Genomic DNA, 17,359 nt, shown 5'->3' with positions numbered 1-17,359 from the left:
GGGCAGCCTCCGATGAGTAGGGTGTTATTACCACCACCGGAGAGGCTAATCTCGCGGGTGGCGGAACCGAACAGAGTTAGCCTTACCGGCCTCATCGACACCGGCGCATCTTGCGATGCCCCCGTCCGGCCCACCATTGAGGTGTAGCAGTACGCACGACACAAAAAAAGCGCTAACGCGCAAATGTCGCTGATGAAGTTAGGTCAGGAGACTAATCCCGGTACCTGATTTTCCAGGTACGACAATACGATACATCGCTTATCCACGCTGGGCAATACCGTGCGCTTTTTATGGAAGGTCACACGCAGAAAAGCGCAAATATATTTAATCAATTTTTACCGGACGTAAATTCACTGACATGTAACCTTGTCGTGGACCGTTGATATCGAAAACCTTGAAATACCCTGAGAGTACGGCAATATTTTCTCGAACTTCAAACGGAGATGTGTCATTTTTTGATAGATGTATCAAATACTCAGCACCACCGTAGCTAGAGTCGTCAGCATTATCCTGGACAGTAAATACTATCCGTCCATATTCATCCTCACCCTCAATGACATCCTTGGTCATTTCTTCGGACAAAGTAACCGAAAGGTAGATTGTCTGATTCAGAAAAGCAAACATCGTTTTGTTAAATTCAGTACCTAGCTCTGGATCTCTGCGCCAGCCGGGAAATGGCTGCAGCGAGAAATCATAGCTTGGAATATCAAGCTTTGATTTTCCAGCGTTTATAGTCAACGTCACATCTCCTTGAACATTAGCTATATTGGGACTGTTTGCGCCACTTGAGGTTTGAGTGATTTGGTTTAGAGGCTGCGGGTCATTATTAGCTTTTGTATAATTTGGATTATTTATAAGAGGTATCAGGAAAGAACCTATGCCTGCAATTGATGCCAGCACAGCAAGTACACTACCAACAAGTTTTAGATTCACATCCATGTTTAAAATTCCATTAAAAGAGGCTAATTTCCACGATACTATATGTGTTTTTTACTGAACTATTTGCCATACATCAATTTTTATAATTATATGTTTGGTGAAAATTCTATAATCTTATCTACTGATAACGCAGGAATTTTGTATATAGTATCATTTTTGAAGCATCTACTCATGCATAAAGCTCGTATAACATAAAGTAATGTTAATAGGTTAGGTCGCGCGAATAAACAAAAAACGGCCCCATCGCTGAGGCCGTGACTATCAGAACACCTTACTTTTTCTTCTCGCCCAGCGTCGGTGTCTCGTCAAAGAAGTTCCACGGTTTTAACAACGCATGCGCCCATTCCGTCGGCATAATCGGCCACTCTTCGGCTCGTGCCACGTGGGTGGTACCGGTAGTGATCCACACCACGTCATCATGGTTGTCCAGCGACTCATCGTCTTTCGCGTACTGGCCGAGGCCGGTGTCGTGAATCGAACGGTTAGGATATTTACCCTCAGGGAAGCGCTCGGTTGGATGGTAGCGGGTCACCCACAGCTGCTTATCCATAAAGCTCAGGCGATGGTAGATCCACTCATCGGGAGCAAATTTTGCGCCGGTCGCCACCGGATGCGTGCCGCCCGCGTAAGGGATAATCTGATACGACACTGGGTTGCCCATGCGGTTTTCTTTGCTGGTATTGCTCAGCAGACGAATGGTGCCGGGGTCAAATTTCTGCGCCGCTTTCTGCTCGCTATCAATGGTGTACTGATTGATCTGCATGGTACTGGTGCGCGGGCCTCCGCCGGTATTCGGCTTCACTTCCGGGTCCATAGCCACCAGCGTGTTGTTCTCTCCGTCAACATCAAGATCGAGGCGGAAGTTGTAGATGTGCTGGTGGGTGGTGCCGACAATATTGTGGTCGATCAGCGTACCGTAGCGGGTATCGTCTTTAGCGCTCGGGTCGTGCATGGTTTTCGCCTTCACGCCTTTTACCGCTTCGATGCCGGTGGCTCCGGCATCAATGCCGATGGTGCCGTTTTCGTGGAATACCCAGTCGAAGATATAGTCGTAGTTGCCGACGGTGCTTATCCAGCGCACCACCAGCTCGCGGCGCTCGGTGCTGACGTTCGGTTTGCCCATCTCCTGGTGCTTATACTCTGGCCCGGCGTAGCGTTCGAAAACGGCGATGGCGCGCGGTATGGTGGTTGGCGTGCCGGTGTAATCAGCGATAGTTTCATCCAGCAGCACCGCGTTGGACGGCGCATCTTTACCGCGCACGATTGGTGAGGTCAGGGTGCCCATGCCGTAGTCGCCGGAATCCAGATAGGCTTTAAAGTACCAGCCCACGTCCGGGTCGCCGTAGGGCACGATCATCCCGCCCAGCGATCCTTCGTACATCACCTGGCGCTTTTTACCGTTGTCGTTATAGGTCACGGTAGACAAAATTGGTCCGACGCGGGAGTTCATGCGCAGGTGGAAATCCCAGTTTTGCCAGTGAATCATGTCGCCGGTAATGGTGTAGTTTTTGCCCTCTGGCTCAATGATATCCAGCGGTTTGACTGCTGGTGCAACGCGGTCACGTCCGTCATAGGGGCGAGGTTCCATCGGTACCGGGATCACCGGGCCTTCTTCTATTTTGATGATTTTCTTCTGTTCGAGGTCGACCACCGCTACCAGGTTTTCAATCGGGTGCGCCCAGTAGTTGCCGTCGCCAACGTCAAGATAGCTCACCACTTTCAGCAGCCGCGCATCCTGCTTCAGGCCATCTTTGCCGTCGAAGTAGCCAACGGTCAGCGGCGTGGTGACGACTTTGCTCGGGTCGTTGATGCCGTGTTTTTTCAGCACTTCGGCAAATTCGCTGCTGGCGTTAATGATGTTCTGTACGCTGGCGAAATCATCAAGCAGCACCATGCCGTGGGCGTCTTTAATCGGCGTCCATGAGAGGACCTTCTTGTTCTGGAGATCCACCACGGCCTCAATGACGTGCTTGCCATCGAGCATGATGACGTCGGCGGTACGCGGGGCGTTAACCGGTGTGCCCTGCAGCGCAAAAGCCCAGACGGCGGCTTTATCCGGCTCACGGAGGGAGATTTCGGTAAATCGGGTATTGGGTTTGAATTCCGGCGCAGCTTTGACAATGGTGACCGCTTCGCTGATTTCCGCCGCTGACAGCGAGTTCAGCGGGTGAGGGACTTTTTCGACCTGGAAGGTCTGGTCAAGCCCGGACTGAAAAACATCGTTGATAAAGGTATCAGAGACCCAGGCTTTGCCGTCTTTCATCACCACCGGGACCTGCAAGTCCAGGGTTTTGCCATTGACGATGGCTGTTTTTGCCCCCGGTTTTACCTTGACGTAAGCGCCATCTTTGATAAGCGTAAACATCTGCGCATAGTCGTCCCACTGTACGTCCGCGCCGAAATCCTCCAGGGTTTTGTCCATCGGGACCATATGCGCTTCGCCACCGTGGGCGAACGCCGGGCCGGTCCCGACGCAACACAGGGCGATAGCCAGCGCCAGTGCGGTTTTGCGTGTCTTTTGAATCAAAGCGTTAGACATTGTGACCTCATCTTATCGTTATGTTGTGCCGTGCCAGGCTTTTCGGTTCCAGTCTCTTAACCTAACAGCCAAACGTCACGATACGTTTGCTCACGCTTGCCAGGTTATTGGTCAGTTATGCCAGTTATAAAAAATGCCTCCGCAGAGGCATTCAGGTGATGGTGTCGGTGTTTTGCCGGATGGCGGCTTGCGCCTTATCCGGCCTACAAACTCAAATGTAGGCCCGGTAAGGCGCAAGCCGCCACCGGGCAATCGCACGGAACTTAAGCCGGGAAATCCCCTTTCTGACGCGCGACCAGCGTCAAAATGGAGTACAGCGCCACCGCCTGCTGGTGCTGGTTGAAAATCTCTACCGCCCACTCGACAACGCCGGTCGCTTTCTCCTCGACGCTGCGCTGGCGTTTTACCGTTTTGCGCTTGCAGGTCAAGCGCACCTGGATGGTGTCGCCCGGTTTTACCGGCTCGATAAAGCGCAGATTTTCCATGCCGTAGTTGGCAATCACCGGGCCGACCCCGGCGTCAACAAACAGCCCGGCTGCGGCGGAAATCAGGAAGTAGCCGTGAACCACGCGCTCGCCGAAAATCGACTCTGCGGCGGCAATCTTATCCATATGGGCGTAGAAGTGATCGCCGCTCAGGCAGGCGAAATTGACAATATCCGCCTCGGTTAGCGTGCGGCGCGGGGTCAGCAGGCTGTCGCCCGGCTGGATCTCTTCAAAATATTTGCGGAACGGGTGGATGCGGTCTTCAACCACCTGCGCGCCGCGTACCCACTGCTGGCCGATGGCGGCGAGCATGGTCGGGCTGCCCTGAATCGCGGTGCGCTGCATGTAGTGCTTCACTGCCCGCAGGCCGCCGAGTTCTTCGCCGCCGCCCGCGCGTCCCGGGCCGCCGTGTACCAGCTGCGGCAGCGGGGAACCGTGGCCGGTAGATTCCACGGATGACTCTTCGTTCAGCACCTGAATACGCCCGTGGGCGCGAGCCGCGCCGAGAATAAATTCGCGCGCCAGTACGCCATCAGCCGTCACTAATGTCCCCGCCAGGCTACCTTCACCGGCGCGAGCCAGCGCCATGGCGTGCTCGCGATTCTGATACGGCATCAGCGTGGCCACCGGACCAAAGGCTTCAATGGCGTGTACCGCTGCCACTTCATCCGGCTGCGGGCAGAACAGCAGGGTTGGCGGGAAGAACGCTCCGGCGGCGCTAAGGTCGGCTTTACCGCCCAGCAACACTTCACATCCGGCTTCCACCAGACGGTTCACATTATCCTGTACGTCCTGACGCTGCTCGCTATTGACCAGCGCGCCCATCTTCACGCCTTCCTGCGCCGGGTCGCCGACCACTACTTTTTGCAGGCGGGCAATTAGCGCCTCGCTCACCGCGTTGACCTGCGCATGCGGTACGATAATGCGGCGAATGGCAGTACATTTTTGCCCGGCTTTGGTGGTCATCTCGCGTACCACTTCACGGATAAACAGCGCGAATTCCGGCTGTTCCGGCGTCACGTCCTCACCCAACACGCAGCAGTTTAGCGAGTCCGCTTCCATGGTGAAGGGGACCGATTTCGCCACCAGATTGGGATACACGCGCAGCTGCTGCCCGGTTTTTGCCGAGCCGGTAAAGGTCACCACGTCCTGATGGTCAAGCTGGTCGAGCAGGTCGCCCGCGCCGCCGCAAATCAGGCTAATCGCACCATCCGGCACCAGCCCGCTGTCGATAATCGCTTTGACCATCGCCTGAGTCAGTTGCGCGGTGGCGGTGGCCGGTTTGATGATCGCGGGCATCCCGGCAAGCCAGGTTGGCGCCAGCTTTTCTAGCATGCCCCAGCAGGGGAAGTTAAAGGCGTTGATATGCACCGCCACGCCGGATTTTGAGGTCAGCACGTGACGCGCGGCAAAGCCGCCCTGTTTGGACAGGGGGATCAGCTCATCTTCCGGCCACAGGGTATCGTCAGGCAGTTCACGGCTGCCCAGCCCGGCGTAGGTGAAGAGGGTACCAATACCGCCTTCAATATCCACCCAGCTATCCGCACGCGTCGCGCCGGTCTCACTGGAAATGGCATAGAAATCAGCCTTCAGCTCCAGCAAATGTTTCGCCACCGCTTTTAACATCGCGCTGCGTTCAATAAAGGTCATCGCCTGTAACGCTTTGCCGCCGTGCTCGATGGCGAAGCGACGCGCCTGCGCCATATCCAGCCCTTCGCTGGTCACTTCCCACAGCGCTTCGCCGCTGATGGCGTGATGAATGGTGCGGGTGCGGCCCCGGCCGGTCTGCCAGGCACCGGATAAATAGCTGGCTAACTGCTGCATGGTTACTCTCCAGATATGTTACGTGATCTCGCTATAAATAGTTCTTTTCTGAATCATAAAATGCAAGCTTGATTTTAATAATTTATTAACAATGCGATCGTGAACACCTTCTTCAATATCGATATCATACTGTTTGTAAAGAGATTATTAAAAGCCTTTGCGGTACTCATCACAAAATTCACAAACAAAATTTGTGGTTTTATTTAACTAAGATGTAACTTTTATAAAACAAAGTGATTCGCAAAAAATAATTTGTTGAATTTATCGGAATCATAAGGTGATGACGTGACAGAACAACACTGCTTTGACCAGCGCATCGCGCAGGATACAGCCATCGAACCGCAGGACTGGATGCCGGATGCCTACCGCAAAACGCTAATCCGCCAGATTGGCCAGCACGCGCACTCGGAAATCGTCGGCATGCTGCCGGAAGGTAACTGGATCACTCGCGCGCCGACCCTGCGCCGCAAAGCGATTCTGCTGGCGAAAGTGCAGGACGAAGCCGGACATGGTCTGTACCTCTACAGCGCCGCCGAAACCCTCGGCTGCGCCCGTGAAGACCTGTATCAGAAAATGCTCGACGGCAAGATGAAGTACTCCTCGATTTTTAATTACCCAACCCTGACCTGGGCGGATATCGGCGTTATCGGCTGGCTGGTGGACGGTGCGGCGATCGTCAATCAGGTGGCGCTGTGCCGCACGTCCTACGGGCCGTACGCCCGGGCGATGGTCAAAATCTGCAAAGAAGAGAGCTTTCACCAGCGCCAGGGGTTTGAAGCCTGCATGGCGCTGGCGGCAGGGAGCGAAGAACAGCGTCAGATGTTGCAGGACGCCATTGACCGCTTCTGGTGGCCCGCGCTGATGATGTTTGGCCCAAGCGATGACAACTCACCCAATAGCGCCCGCAGCATGGCGTGGAAAATCAAACTGCACTCCAACGACGAACTGCGTCAGCGCTTTGTCGATAACACCGTCCCGCAGGTAGAGATTCTCGGTATGAAAATACCGGATGCGGACCTCTATCTGGACGAGGCCACCGGTCACTATCGCTACGGCGAAATCGACTGGCAGGAACTGAATGAAGTCATCAACGGGCGTGGTATTTGCAACCACGAACGTCTGGGCGCCAAGCGCAAAGCCTGGGAAGAGGGGGCATGGGTGCGCGAAGCCGCGCTGGCTCATGCCGAAAAACAACGCGCTCGCGATGCCGCCTGAGGAGAATAAAGATGAGCAAAACATACTGGCCGTTATACGAAGTGTTTGTCCGCAGCAAACAAGGTTTGTCTCACCGTCACGTCGGCAGCCTGCACGCCGCCGATGACCAGATGGCGCTGGAAAACGCGCGCGATGCCTACACCCGCCGCAGCGAAGGTTGTTCGATTTGGGTGGTGAAAGCGAGCGAAATAGTGGCTTCGCAACCGGAAGAACGCGGTGAGTTTTTCGATCCCGCAGAGAGCAAAGCCTACCGCCACCCAACGTTCTATACCGTGCCGGACGGCATGGAACATATGTGAGGCAACGATGAACAATACCAATCCCGTTGCAACCTATGCCCTGCGCCTCGGCGATAACGGCCTGGTGCTGGCCCAGCGTTTAGGCCAATGGTGCGGTCATGCGCCGGAGCTGGAGATCGATCTGGCGCTGACCAATATCGCCCTCGACCTGCTGGGTCAGGCGCGCAATTTTCTCAGCTATGCCGCCGAGCTTAACGGCAGCGGCGACGAAGACACGCTGGCCTTTGGTCGCGATGAACGCCAGTTCCGCAATCTGCTGCTGGTCGAACAGCCGAACGGCAACTTTGCCGACACCATCGCCCGTCAGTTCTTTATCGACGCCTGGCACGTGGCGCTGTTCAGCCGCCTGGTGAGCAGCCGCGATGCGCAGCTTGCTGCCATCGCCGCCAAAGGGTTGAAAGAAGTGCGCTATCACCAGCGCTTTAGCCGCGGCTGGCTGGAGCGTCTGGGTAACGGCACGGAGCTCTCGGCAAACCTGATGCAGCAGGCGGTTGATAGCCTGTGGCGTTTCACCGGCGAGCTGTTCCTGGCCGATGAGCTGGAGATCGCCTTAGTTGAGCAGGGGATCGCCGTCGATCCGCGTGAACTACAGGCTGAATGGCAGGCGACGGTACACACCGCGCTGCTCGATTCCGGTTTGCAGATCCCGCAAGAAGCGGCGTTTCGCAGCGGCGGCAAACAGGGGCTGCACAGTGAACATCTGGGGCCAATGCTGGCCGAGATGCAGTACCTACAGCGTGCTTACCCCGGTCAGCAGTGGTAAACGGAGGTCGCTATGCAACGTCTTGCCGCCATCGCGCCCGCTGAGGTGCATACCATTTGGGGATTGCTAAGCGCTATCCCCGACCCGGAGGTCCCGGTACTGACCATTACCGACCTCGGCATGGTGCGCAGTGTGGAACAACACGGCGACGGCTGGGTGATTGGCTTCACGCCAACCTATTCCGGCTGCCCGGCAACCGAACATCTGCTGGGTGAGATCCGCGAGGTGATGAGCGAACACGGTTTTACGCCAGTGCACATTGTGCTGCAGCTTGACCCAGCGTGGACCACCGACTGGATGAGCCCGGACGCCCGAGAGCGCCTTCGTCAGTACGGCATCAGCCCGCCACAGGCCCACGTCTGTCACGCCGATGAGATGCCGAAGGATGTGCTCTGTCCGCGCTGCGGCAGCACTCACACTTCGCTTATCAGTGAATTCGGTTCCACGGCCTGCAAAGCGCTGTATCGCTGCGAAAGTTGCCGTGAACCCTTTGATTACTTTAAATGTATTTGAGGCTGCGATGACAACATTTCATTCGCTTACCGTGGCAAACGTTGAGCCGGAAACCCGCGATGCGGTGACCATCACCTTTGCCATTCCCGACGCGCTGCGTCATGAATACGCGTTCCGCCCGGGCCAACATCTGACGCTGAAAACACGCATTGGTGGCGAAGAACTTAGGCGCTGCTACTCCATCTGCCGCAGCCGCTCGCCTGCTGAGATTAGCGTGGCGGTGAAAGCCATCGACGGCGGGCGTTTCTCGCGCTTTGCCCAGAGCGATATCCAGCGGGGTATGGCATTTGAGGTGATGGTGCCGCAGGGCCACTTTGGCTACCAGCCACAGGCTGGACGTAACGCTAACTATCTGGCGATTGCCGCCGGATCTGGCATCACGCCGATGATGGCGATAATCGAAGCCACGCTGACGATTGAATCTGATAGCCGCTTCACCCTGATTTACGGCAACCGCAGCAGCCACAGCATGATGTTCCGCCAGGCGCTGGCTGACCTGAAAGACCGCTATCCTCAGCGTTTACAGGTGATTCATCTGTTCAGTCAGGAGTCGATGGACAGCGATCTGCTACAGGGCCGCATCGACGGCGACAAACTGCGTGCGCTGTCTGAACATCTGCTCGATTTCAGCCGCTTTGACGACGCCTTTATTTGCGGCCCGTCGGCGATGATGGATGACGCAGAAACCACGCTGCGTGCGCTGGGGATGCCGGAAAAAGCCATTCACCTCGAGCGTTTCAATACGCCGGGAACCAGCGTCAAGCGCGCCACCGGCGTACAGGCCGAAGGACGTACGGTGACGATTCGCCAGGACGGTCGCGAAAGAACCATTGCCCTGAGTGCGCAAGACGACAGCATTCTTGATGCCGCGCTGCGACAGGGTGCCGACCTGCCGTTTGCCTGCAAAGGCGGCGTCTGCGCCACCTGTAAATGCAAAGTGGTACGCGGCGAAGTGGCGATGGCGGCGAACTACAGCCTCGAAGCCGATGAACTGGCGGCGGGCTATGTGCTGAGCTGTCAGGCGCTGCCAACCAGCGGCGATGTGGTGGTCGACTTTGACGCGCGGGGGATGGCATGAACGAACTGCTGATAACCCGTCACGACCGTGTTTTACAGCTGACGCTGAACCGTCCGCAGGCGCGTAATGCGCTGAATAACGCGCTGTTGACCCAGCTTGCCGAAGCGCTGGAAAGTGCGGCGGGGGACTCAAGCGTGAGCGTCTGTGTGATAAGCGGCAACCCGCACTACTTTGCCGCCGGTGCCGATCTTAACGAAATGGCGGAAAAAGACCTGCCCGCCACCTTCGACGATATTCGCCCGCGCTTATGGGCGCGTATCGATGCCTTCAATAAGCCGCTGATTGCGGTAGTCAACGGCTACGCGCTTGGCGCGGGCTGCGAGCTGGCGCTGCTATGTGACCTGGTGATTGCCGGGGATAACGCCCGCTTTGGTCTGCCGGAAATCACCCTTGGCACCATGCCAGGGGCAGGTGGGACTCAGCGCTTGATTCGCAGCGTCGGGAAAGCACTGGCCAGCCGCATGGTGCTGAGCGGCGAAAGCATTGATGCCGAACGCGCGCAGCAGGCCGGGCTGGTTAGCGATATCCATCCGGCCAACCTCTCTGACGAATACGCGCTGAAACTGGCGGCGAGCATTGCCCGTCACTCACCGCTGGCGCTGCGTGCCGCCAAACAGTCGCTGCGTCTGGCGCAGGAAGTGAGCTTGCAGGCTGGGCTAACGCAGGAGCGTCAGCTGTTTACGCTGCTCAGCGCCACCGAAGACCGTCGCGAAGGCATTGCTGCCTTTTTAGAAAAACGCACCCCAGCTTTCAAAGGACGTTAACCGTGGACGCATTCATTCTTAGCGATATCGACCAGGGCGTGATGACCATCACCCTGAACCGCCCGGACAGGCTCAACAGCTTTAACGACGCCATGCACCAGCAGCTCTCCGAGTGCCTGAAGCAGGCTGAACGCGACGACACCATTCGCTGCCTGCTGATCACCGGTGCCGGGCGAGGTTTTTGCGCCGGACAAGATCTGAACGATCGCAACGTTGACCCGAGCGGCCCCGCGCCGGATTTAGGCCTGTCGGTGGAGCGTTTTTATAACCCGCTGGTGCGTCGCTTAGCTGCGCTGCCCAAGCCGGTGATTTGCGCGGTTAACGGCGTGGCGGCAGGTGCCGGTGCCACGCTGGCGCTGGGCTGCGATATCGTGCTGGCGGCGCGCTCCGCCAAATTTGTGATGGCTTTCAGCAAGCTCGGTCTGGTGCCAGATTGCGGCGGTAGCTGGGTGTTGCCGCGTGTCACCACCCGTGCCCGCGCCATGGGGCTGATGCTGCTGGGCGACAGTTTAAGCGCCGAACAGGCCGCACAGTGGGGCATGATCTGGCAGTTGGTTGACGATGCTGAGCTGAAAGATACCAGCCTGACGCTGGCGCGGCATCTGGCTTCCCAGCCAACCTACGGCTTAGGGCTCATCAAGAAAGCGTTGCAGTTGGCAGAAACCAACTCCCTGGATGACCAGCTTGACGTCGAGCGCGATTTCCAGCGCCTCGCCGGCCGTAGCGACGACTACCGCGAGGGCGTCAGCGCCTTCCTCGGCAAACGTCCCCCTCAGTTCAGCGGGAAATAGATAATGACGCAAACACTCCACACCGTCGCCGTGATTGGCGGCGGCACCATGGGCGCAGGCATTGTCGAAGTCGCCGCCAGCGCCGGGCATTCGGTGCTGTTGTATGACATTTCCGCTGACGCGATTACTCGCGCCATCGACGGCATCGCCCAGCGCCTGGATTCCCGCGTTAGTCGCGGAAAAATTAGCGCTGAGCAGGCGCAGGCTCTGCTGGCGCGTATTACTCCGGCAACTGAACTGAATCAACTTGCTGACGCACAGCTGGTGATTGAAGCCGCGTCCGAGCGCCTGGAGATCAAACAGGCACTGTTCAGCCAGCTGGCGGAGATTTGCTCCCCGTCGACGCTGTTGACCAGCAACACCTCGTCGATATCGATCACCGCCATTGCCGCCGGAATCAAGCATCCCGAGCGCGTAGCCGGGCTGCATTTCTTTAACCCCGCACCGGTGATGAAGCTGGTCGAAGTGGTGAGCGGCCTCGCCACCTCAGCCGAAGTGGTTGAGCAACTGTGCCAGTGCGTAAGCGCCTGGGGCAAACAGCCGGTGCGCTGCCGTTCAACGCCGGGCTTTATCGTCAATCGCGTGGCGCGTCCTTATTACGCCGAAGCCTGGCGGGCGCTGGAAGAGCAGGTGGCAACGCCTGAAGTGATTGACGCCGCATTGCGCGACGGCGGTGGTTTCCCGATGGGGCCGTTGGCGCTGACCGATTTAATCGGTCAGGACGTTAATTTTGCGGTGACCTGTTCGGTGTTTAACGCCTTCTGGCAGGATCGTCGTTTTCTGCCGTCGCTGCTGCAACAGGAGCTGGCCATCGCCGGGCGTCTGGGCAAGAAGAGCGGTCACGGTGTCTATCGCTGGCCTGTTGAAGTACAACCGGAACTGGCGCTGGCTGCGCTATCAGCGCAATGTGCCGCAAAGAATATTAAGCGTGACGTTGTCACCGAATTGGACGAAGTGCTGCTGATGGAAACCACTGGCGAAACCGCGCTGGCCTTAAGCGTGCAGCACAACCGCCCGGTGGTGGTGTACGACTACGCGGCGAACGACACGGTGGTGCTGGCAAGTGCCGCTACCAATCCGCAATCCGCCACCGACAAAGCGGTTTATTTCTTCCAGCAGCAGGGCAAAAAAGTGCTGCGCATTGCCGATTATCCGGGCCTGCTGGTGTGGCGCACGGTGGCGATGCTGGCGAACGAAGCGCTGGACGCGGTGCAAAAAGGCGTCGCCAGCGCCGAGGATATCGATACCGCTATGCGACTGGGTGTCAACTACCCGCATGGCCCGATTGCCTGGGGTGAAACGCTGGGCTGGGGGCGCGTCCTGCGTCTGCTTGAAAACCTGCAACAGCACTACGGCGAAGAACGCTATCGCCCGAGCACGCTGCTGCGCGAAAAAGCGCTACTGGAGATGTGTCATGAGTAATGAAGCCTGGCGCAACGCCCGCGCCATGTACGAGAACGATACCTGCGCTAAAACGCTGGGGATCAAGATTGTCGAAATGGATGAGGGTTACGCGCAGATGACCATGGCGGTGTCACCGAATATGTTGAACGGCCATCAAACCTGCCACGGCGGACAGCTGTTTTCGCTCGCCGATACCGCATTCGCCTACGCCTGCAACAGCCAGGGGCTGGCGGCGGTGGCTTCTGCCGCCAGTATCGATTTCCTGCGTCCAGCCTTTGTTGGTGAGCTGCTGACCGCCACCGCGCGGGTGAAACAGCAGGCCAGGCTGACCGGCGTCTATGACATTGAAATTATCAACCAGCAGCAAAAAATCGTGGCCCTGTTTCGCGGCAAATCGCACCGCATCGGCGGCACTATCACAGGAGAAGTCTAATGCGTGACGCGTTTATTTGTGACGGCATTCGTACCCCGATTGGTCGCTACGGCGGTGCGCTGGCCGGTGTGCGTGCTGACGATCTGGCGGCCATCCCGCTGCGGGAATTACTCAGCCGTAATCCCGCGCTTGACGCCAGCGCCATCGACGATGTGATTTTCGGCTGCGCCAACCAGGCCGGGGAAGATAACCGCAACGTGGCGCATATGGCGACGCTGCTGGCGGGTTATCCGCACGCTGTGCCGGGCACCACCATCAACCGCTTGTGCGGCTCCGGGCTGGATGCGATTGGCTTTGCGGCCCGGGCGATTAAAGCCAGTGATGCGGATCTGCTGATTGCCGGTGGCGTAGAATCCATGTCCCGTGCGCCGTTTGTGATGGGCAAAGCCACCTCGCCATTCCAGCGTCAGGCAGAGATGTTCGATACCACCATCGGCTGGCGTTTTGTGAACCCGCTCATGCAGCAACAATTTGGAACTGACAGCATGCCGGAAACGGCGGAGAATGTAGCTGAATTGTTAAATATCAACCGTAAAGACCAGGACGCCTTTGCTTATCGCAGCCAGCAGCGTACCGCCAAAGCTCAGCGCGACGGTATTCTGGCGCAGGAAATTGTGCCGGTGCAGATTATCGGCAAGAAGGGCGCGGTTAACGCTGTGCGCGACGATGAACATCCGCGGGCAGAAACCACTCTCGAACAGCTTTCTCAACTGAAAACCCCGTTCCGCAAAGGCGGCGTGATCACCGCCGGAAACGCCTCAGGCGTGAACGACGGTGCAGCGGCGATGATTATTGCCAGCGCAGAACAGGCAAAGGCGCAGGGGCTGACGCCACGTGCGCGCATTGTCGCCATGGCGACGGCGGGCGTGGAGCCGAAGTTTATGGGGCTGGGGCCGGTGCCGGCAGTACGTAAAGTGCTGGAGCGTGCCGGGCTAAATATTAACGATATGGATGTGATTGAGCTGAACGAAGCGTTTGCTGCTCAGGCGCTGGGCGTGATGCGTCAGCTAGGTCTGGCGGATGACGCTGAACACGTGAATCCCAACGGTGGCGCCATCGCCTTAGGCCACCCGTTGGGAATGAGCGGCGTGCGGTTAGCGCTGGCAGCAACTCTGGAACTGGAACGACGCAATGGACGCTATGCGCTGTGTACGATGTGTATTGGCGTGGGCCAGGGCATTGCCCTGATCCTCGAGCGAGTGTGAGCTAATTGACCTGCGGATACCCTACAAAATGACAACTACAACAACATTAGATCCGATTGAAACCGCATCGCGTGACGAATTACAGGCTCTGCAAACCGAACGTCTGAAGTGGACCCTCAAGCATGCGTACGACAATGTGCCGATGTATCGCCGCAAATTCGACGCGGCGGGCGTTCATCCGGATGATTTTCATGAACTGAGCGATCTGAGCAAGTTTCCCTGCACCACCAAGCAGGACCTGCGTGACAACTATCCGTTCGACACCTTCGCGGTGCCGATGGAGCAGGTGGTGCGTATTCATGCGTCGTCCGGTACCACCGGCAAACCGACCGTCGTCGGCTATACGCAAAACGATATCGACACTTGGGCCAATATCGTCGCGCGCTCCCTGCGTGCCGCTGGCGGCACGGCGAAAGATAAAATCCACGTCGCCTACGGCTACGGCCTGTTTACCGGCGGCCTGGGCGCGCATTATGGCGCGGAGCGTTTAGGGGCGACGGTCATTCCGATGTCCGGCGGGCAAACGGAAAAGCAGGCTCAGCTTATCCGTGATTTTAAACCGGATATGATCATGGTGACGCCGTCCTATTGTCTGAACCTGATTGAAGAGCTGGAGCGCCAGATGGGTGGCGACGCCCGCGGCTGCTCGCTGCGTACCGGCGTCTTTGGCGCGGAACCGTGGACGGCGGGAATGCGCGCCGAAATCGAGCGTCGTCTGGGGATTACCGCGCTGGATATTTACGGCCTGTCCGAAGTGATGGGGCCGGGCGTGGCGATGGAATGTATTGAAACTGGAGATGGGCCGACTATCTGGGAAGACCATTTCTTCCCGGAAGTGGTCAACCCGGATGACGGCACGCCGCTGGCCGACGGCGAGCATGGCGAATTGCTGTTCACCACCCTGACCAAAGAAGCGCTGCCGGTGATCCGCTACCGCACCCGCGACCTGACGCGCCTGCTGCCAGGCACCGCCCGCACCATGCGCCGAATGGATCGCATCAGCGGGCGCAGCGATGACATGCTGATTATTCGCGGCGTCAATGTCTTCCCGTCGCAACTGGAAGAAGAGATCCTTAAGATTGAACATCTGGCGCCGCATTACCAGTTGGAAGTGGATCGTCGTGGGCATCTTGATTCACTTTCCGTGCGCGTGGAGCTAAAAGAGAGCGGTCTGGCGCTGGACCATGAGCAGCGCTGTCAGATTTGCCACCATCTGCGCCATCGCATTAAGTCGATGGTGGGGATTTCCACCGATGTTAGCATCGTGAACTGTGGCAGTATTCCGCGCTCCGAAGGCAAGGCGTGCCGGGTGTTTGATTTGCGTAAAGCTGCCGCTAACGGTTGATCTTGTCCCCCGGTCGCGCTGCGCTTACCGGGACTACAGTCTTGTAGCCCCGGTAAGGCGTTTACGCCGCAAGCCGGGGATTTCCTGTGCTATGATTCAAAAAGGACAAAAATAACAACAGAATGAATCATATGGACAAACTCGATAGCTTTATTCAGCAGGCGGTAACCGCGATGCCGGTGAGCGGCACCTCGCTTATCGCCTCGTTATACGGCGACTGCTTATCCCAGCGCGGCGGTGAGGTTTGGCTCGGCAGCGTCGCGGCATTACTTGAAGGACTCGGCTTTGGCGAACGCTTTGTGCGCACCGCGCTATTTCGTCTCAACAAAGAAGAGTGGCTGGACGTGGTGCGCATTGGCCGCCGCAGCTTCTACCGGCTGAGCGACAAAGGTTTACGCCTGACTCGCCGTGCCGAAAGCAAAATTTATCGCGCCAGCGCCCCGGAATGGGACGGCACCTGGCTGCTGTTACTCTCAGAAGGATTAGAAAAAAACACCCTCGCTGAGGTCAAAAAACAGCTGCTGTGGCAGGGGTTTGGCGCACTGGCACCGAGCCTGCTGGCCTCGCCGTCGCAAAAGCTGGCGGACGTACAGTCCTTGCTGCATGAAGCGGGCGTGGCGGAAAACGTTATCTGCTTTGAAGCCCATTCGCCGTTAGCACTTTCCCGCGCTGCACTGCGCGAACGGGTGGAAGAGTGCTGGCATCTGACCGAACAGAACGCCATGTACGAGGCGTTTATCACCCTGTTTCGCCCGTTATTGCCGCTGCTACGCGATGCCGAGCCGGATGAACTGACGCCGGAACGCTGCTTCCAGATTCGTTTACTGCTGATTCATTTCTATCGCCGCGTGGTGCTAAAAGATCCGCTGCTGCCAGAGGAACTGCTGCCCGCTCACTGGCTGGGGCAAACCGCGCGTCAGCTGTGTATCAATATCTATCAACGCGTTGCACCCGGCGCCCAGGCTTTTGTCAGTGAAAAAGGCGAAAGCTCGGTGGGCGAGCTGCCCGCACCGGGGCCGCTTTATTATCAACGCTTCGGCGGATTAGCCGAGGTGTAACAGGAGAAGCCATGCCGATTTACCAGATGGACGGAATGATCCCCGTTGTGCCCAATGAAAGCTACGTACATCCAACCGCCGTGCTGATTGGCGATGTGATCCTCGGCAAAGGGGTTTACGTTGGCCCTAACGCCAGCTTGCGCGGCGACTTTGGTCGTATCGTGGTGAAAGATGGCGCGAACATTCAGGATAACTGCGTGATGCACGGTTTTCCGGGGCAGGATACGGTAGTGGAAGAGAACGGGCATATCGGCCACGGCGCGATCCTGCATGGCTGTGTGATTGGGCGTAATGCGCTGGTTGGCATGAGCGCGGTGATTATTGACGGCGCGACCATTGGTGAAAACAGCATTGTGGGCGCATCGGCGTTTGTGAAGGCGCGTGCTGAGATGCCCGCCAACCATTTGATTGTCGGTAGCCCGGCGAAAGCGATTCGCGCATTAACCGAGCAGGAACTGACGTGGAAAAAGCAGGGCACCCGTGAGTACCAGGTGCTGGTTGAACGCTGTCAGAGCACACTTTTTGAGGTGCAACCGCTGAGCGAGGCAGAGCCCGACCGCAAGCGGCTGGAGTTTGATGAAAACCTGAAGCCGAAGTCGCAGCAGTAAAAGCATCCGCGCCGGAACCTGAATTAATTCTGAAACTGGCGTTGTGATAGTAAGCGCAGTGGCGGTCAGATAGCGCTCTGATGCAGTATGGTCCTT

At 57.4% G+C, this 17,359-nt stretch carries 16 protein-coding genes; 13 read left to right on the top strand and 3 right to left on the bottom strand.

Translation table 11 applies throughout. The annotated features are described in order from the left end of the window. Positions 1-324 precede the first annotated feature (324 nt). From QVF11_RS25650 to paaZ, 3 genes are all read right to left on the bottom strand, one after another. The gene (locus tag QVF11_RS25650) at positions 325-939 is read right to left on the bottom strand and encodes a hypothetical protein (RefSeq protein ID WP_142465851.1); all 615 of its coding nucleotides are present in this window, start codon (positions 937-939) and stop codon (positions 325-327) included. A 271-nt stretch (positions 940-1,210) separates the two neighbouring features. Next, a complete protein-coding gene (tynA, locus tag QVF11_RS25645; protein WP_287860373.1) occupies positions 1,211-3,478 on the bottom strand; it encodes a primary-amine oxidase in 2,268 nt (755 codons plus the stop codon). Between the two features lie 263 nt (positions 3,479-3,741). Beyond that, complete coding sequence (gene paaZ, locus QVF11_RS25640; RefSeq protein WP_287860371.1) at positions 3,742-5,787, bottom strand: phenylacetic acid degradation bifunctional protein PaaZ; 2,046 nt, start codon at positions 5,785-5,787, stop codon at positions 3,742-3,744. Positions 5,788-6,072: 285 nt separating this feature from the next. Between paaZ and paaA the strand changes: the two genes are divergently transcribed. The 13 genes from paaA to paaY all read left to right on the top strand — a co-directional run bounded on the left by paaA (position 6,073) and on the right by paaY (position 17,263). Continuing rightward, entirely contained in the window at positions 6,073-7,002 is a 930-nt protein-coding gene (gene paaA, locus QVF11_RS25635) for a 1,2-phenylacetyl-CoA epoxidase subunit PaaA (protein WP_287860367.1), read from the top strand. An 11-nt stretch (positions 7,003-7,013) separates the two neighbouring features. Continuing rightward, the gene (gene paaB, locus QVF11_RS25630; protein WP_287860365.1) at positions 7,014-7,301 is read left to right on the top strand and encodes a 1,2-phenylacetyl-CoA epoxidase subunit PaaB; all 288 of its coding nucleotides are present in this window, start codon (positions 7,014-7,016) and stop codon (positions 7,299-7,301) included. A gap of 7 nt (positions 7,302-7,308) precedes the next feature. Beyond that, entirely contained in the window at positions 7,309-8,064 is a 756-nt protein-coding gene (gene paaC, locus QVF11_RS25625) for a 1,2-phenylacetyl-CoA epoxidase subunit PaaC (protein WP_142513592.1), read from the top strand. A gap of 12 nt (positions 8,065-8,076) precedes the next feature. Next, positions 8,077-8,577: a 1,2-phenylacetyl-CoA epoxidase subunit PaaD gene (gene paaD, locus QVF11_RS25620; RefSeq protein WP_112215727.1), complete on the top strand. Its 501-nt coding sequence runs from the start codon at positions 8,077-8,079 to the stop codon at positions 8,575-8,577. A 7-nt stretch (positions 8,578-8,584) separates the two neighbouring features. Next, on the top strand, positions 8,585-9,655 hold the full coding sequence (paaE, locus tag QVF11_RS25615; protein ID WP_287860361.1) for a 1,2-phenylacetyl-CoA epoxidase subunit PaaE: 1,071 nt from the start codon (positions 8,585-8,587) through the stop codon (positions 9,653-9,655). Further along, positions 9,652-10,419 (top strand): 2,3-dehydroadipyl-CoA hydratase PaaF, encoded by a 768-nt coding sequence (gene paaF / locus QVF11_RS25610; protein ID WP_287860358.1) that lies wholly within the window; start codon positions 9,652-9,654, stop codon positions 10,417-10,419. The genes paaE and paaF overlap by 4 nt, the downstream gene beginning before the upstream one ends. Before the next feature lie 2 nt (positions 10,420-10,421). Continuing rightward, entirely contained in the window at positions 10,422-11,210 is a 789-nt protein-coding gene (gene paaG / locus QVF11_RS25605) for a 2-(1,2-epoxy-1,2-dihydrophenyl)acetyl-CoA isomerase PaaG (protein ID WP_142515380.1), read from the top strand. Continuing rightward, positions 11,211-12,632: a 3-hydroxyacyl-CoA dehydrogenase PaaH gene (paaH, locus tag QVF11_RS25600; RefSeq protein ID WP_287860376.1), complete on the top strand. Its 1,422-nt coding sequence runs from the start codon at positions 11,211-11,213 to the stop codon at positions 12,630-12,632. Then, complete coding sequence (gene paaI / locus QVF11_RS25595; protein ID WP_112215732.1) at positions 12,625-13,047, top strand: hydroxyphenylacetyl-CoA thioesterase PaaI; 423 nt, start codon at positions 12,625-12,627, stop codon at positions 13,045-13,047. Before paaH ends, paaI begins: the two co-directional genes overlap by 8 nt. After that, on the top strand, positions 13,047-14,252 hold the full coding sequence (gene pcaF / locus QVF11_RS25590) for a 3-oxoadipyl-CoA thiolase (protein WP_287860352.1): 1,206 nt from the start codon (positions 13,047-13,049) through the stop codon (positions 14,250-14,252). Before paaI ends, pcaF begins: the two co-directional genes overlap by 1 nt. A gap of 28 nt (positions 14,253-14,280) precedes the next feature. Continuing rightward, on the top strand, positions 14,281-15,597 hold the full coding sequence (paaK, locus tag QVF11_RS25585) for a phenylacetate--CoA ligase PaaK (protein WP_287860349.1): 1,317 nt from the start codon (positions 14,281-14,283) through the stop codon (positions 15,595-15,597). A 131-nt stretch (positions 15,598-15,728) separates the two neighbouring features. Next, positions 15,729-16,655, top strand: a complete 927-nt coding sequence (paaX, locus tag QVF11_RS25580) for a phenylacetic acid degradation operon negative regulatory protein PaaX (protein ID WP_287860347.1) — start codon at positions 15,729-15,731, stop codon at positions 16,653-16,655. An 11-nt stretch (positions 16,656-16,666) separates the two neighbouring features. Next, positions 16,667-17,263 (top strand): phenylacetic acid degradation protein PaaY, encoded by a 597-nt coding sequence (paaY, locus tag QVF11_RS25575; RefSeq protein ID WP_112215736.1) that lies wholly within the window; start codon positions 16,667-16,669, stop codon positions 17,261-17,263. Positions 17,264-17,359 lie beyond the last annotated feature (96 nt).

Origin of the sequence: Klebsiella sp., from assembly GCF_027492335.1 — a bacterium.
GTDB classification, from domain to species: Bacteria; Pseudomonadota; Gammaproteobacteria; order Enterobacterales; family Enterobacteriaceae; genus Klebsiella; species Klebsiella huaxiensis.
This window is presented reverse-complemented; position numbering and strand designations above follow the sequence as displayed.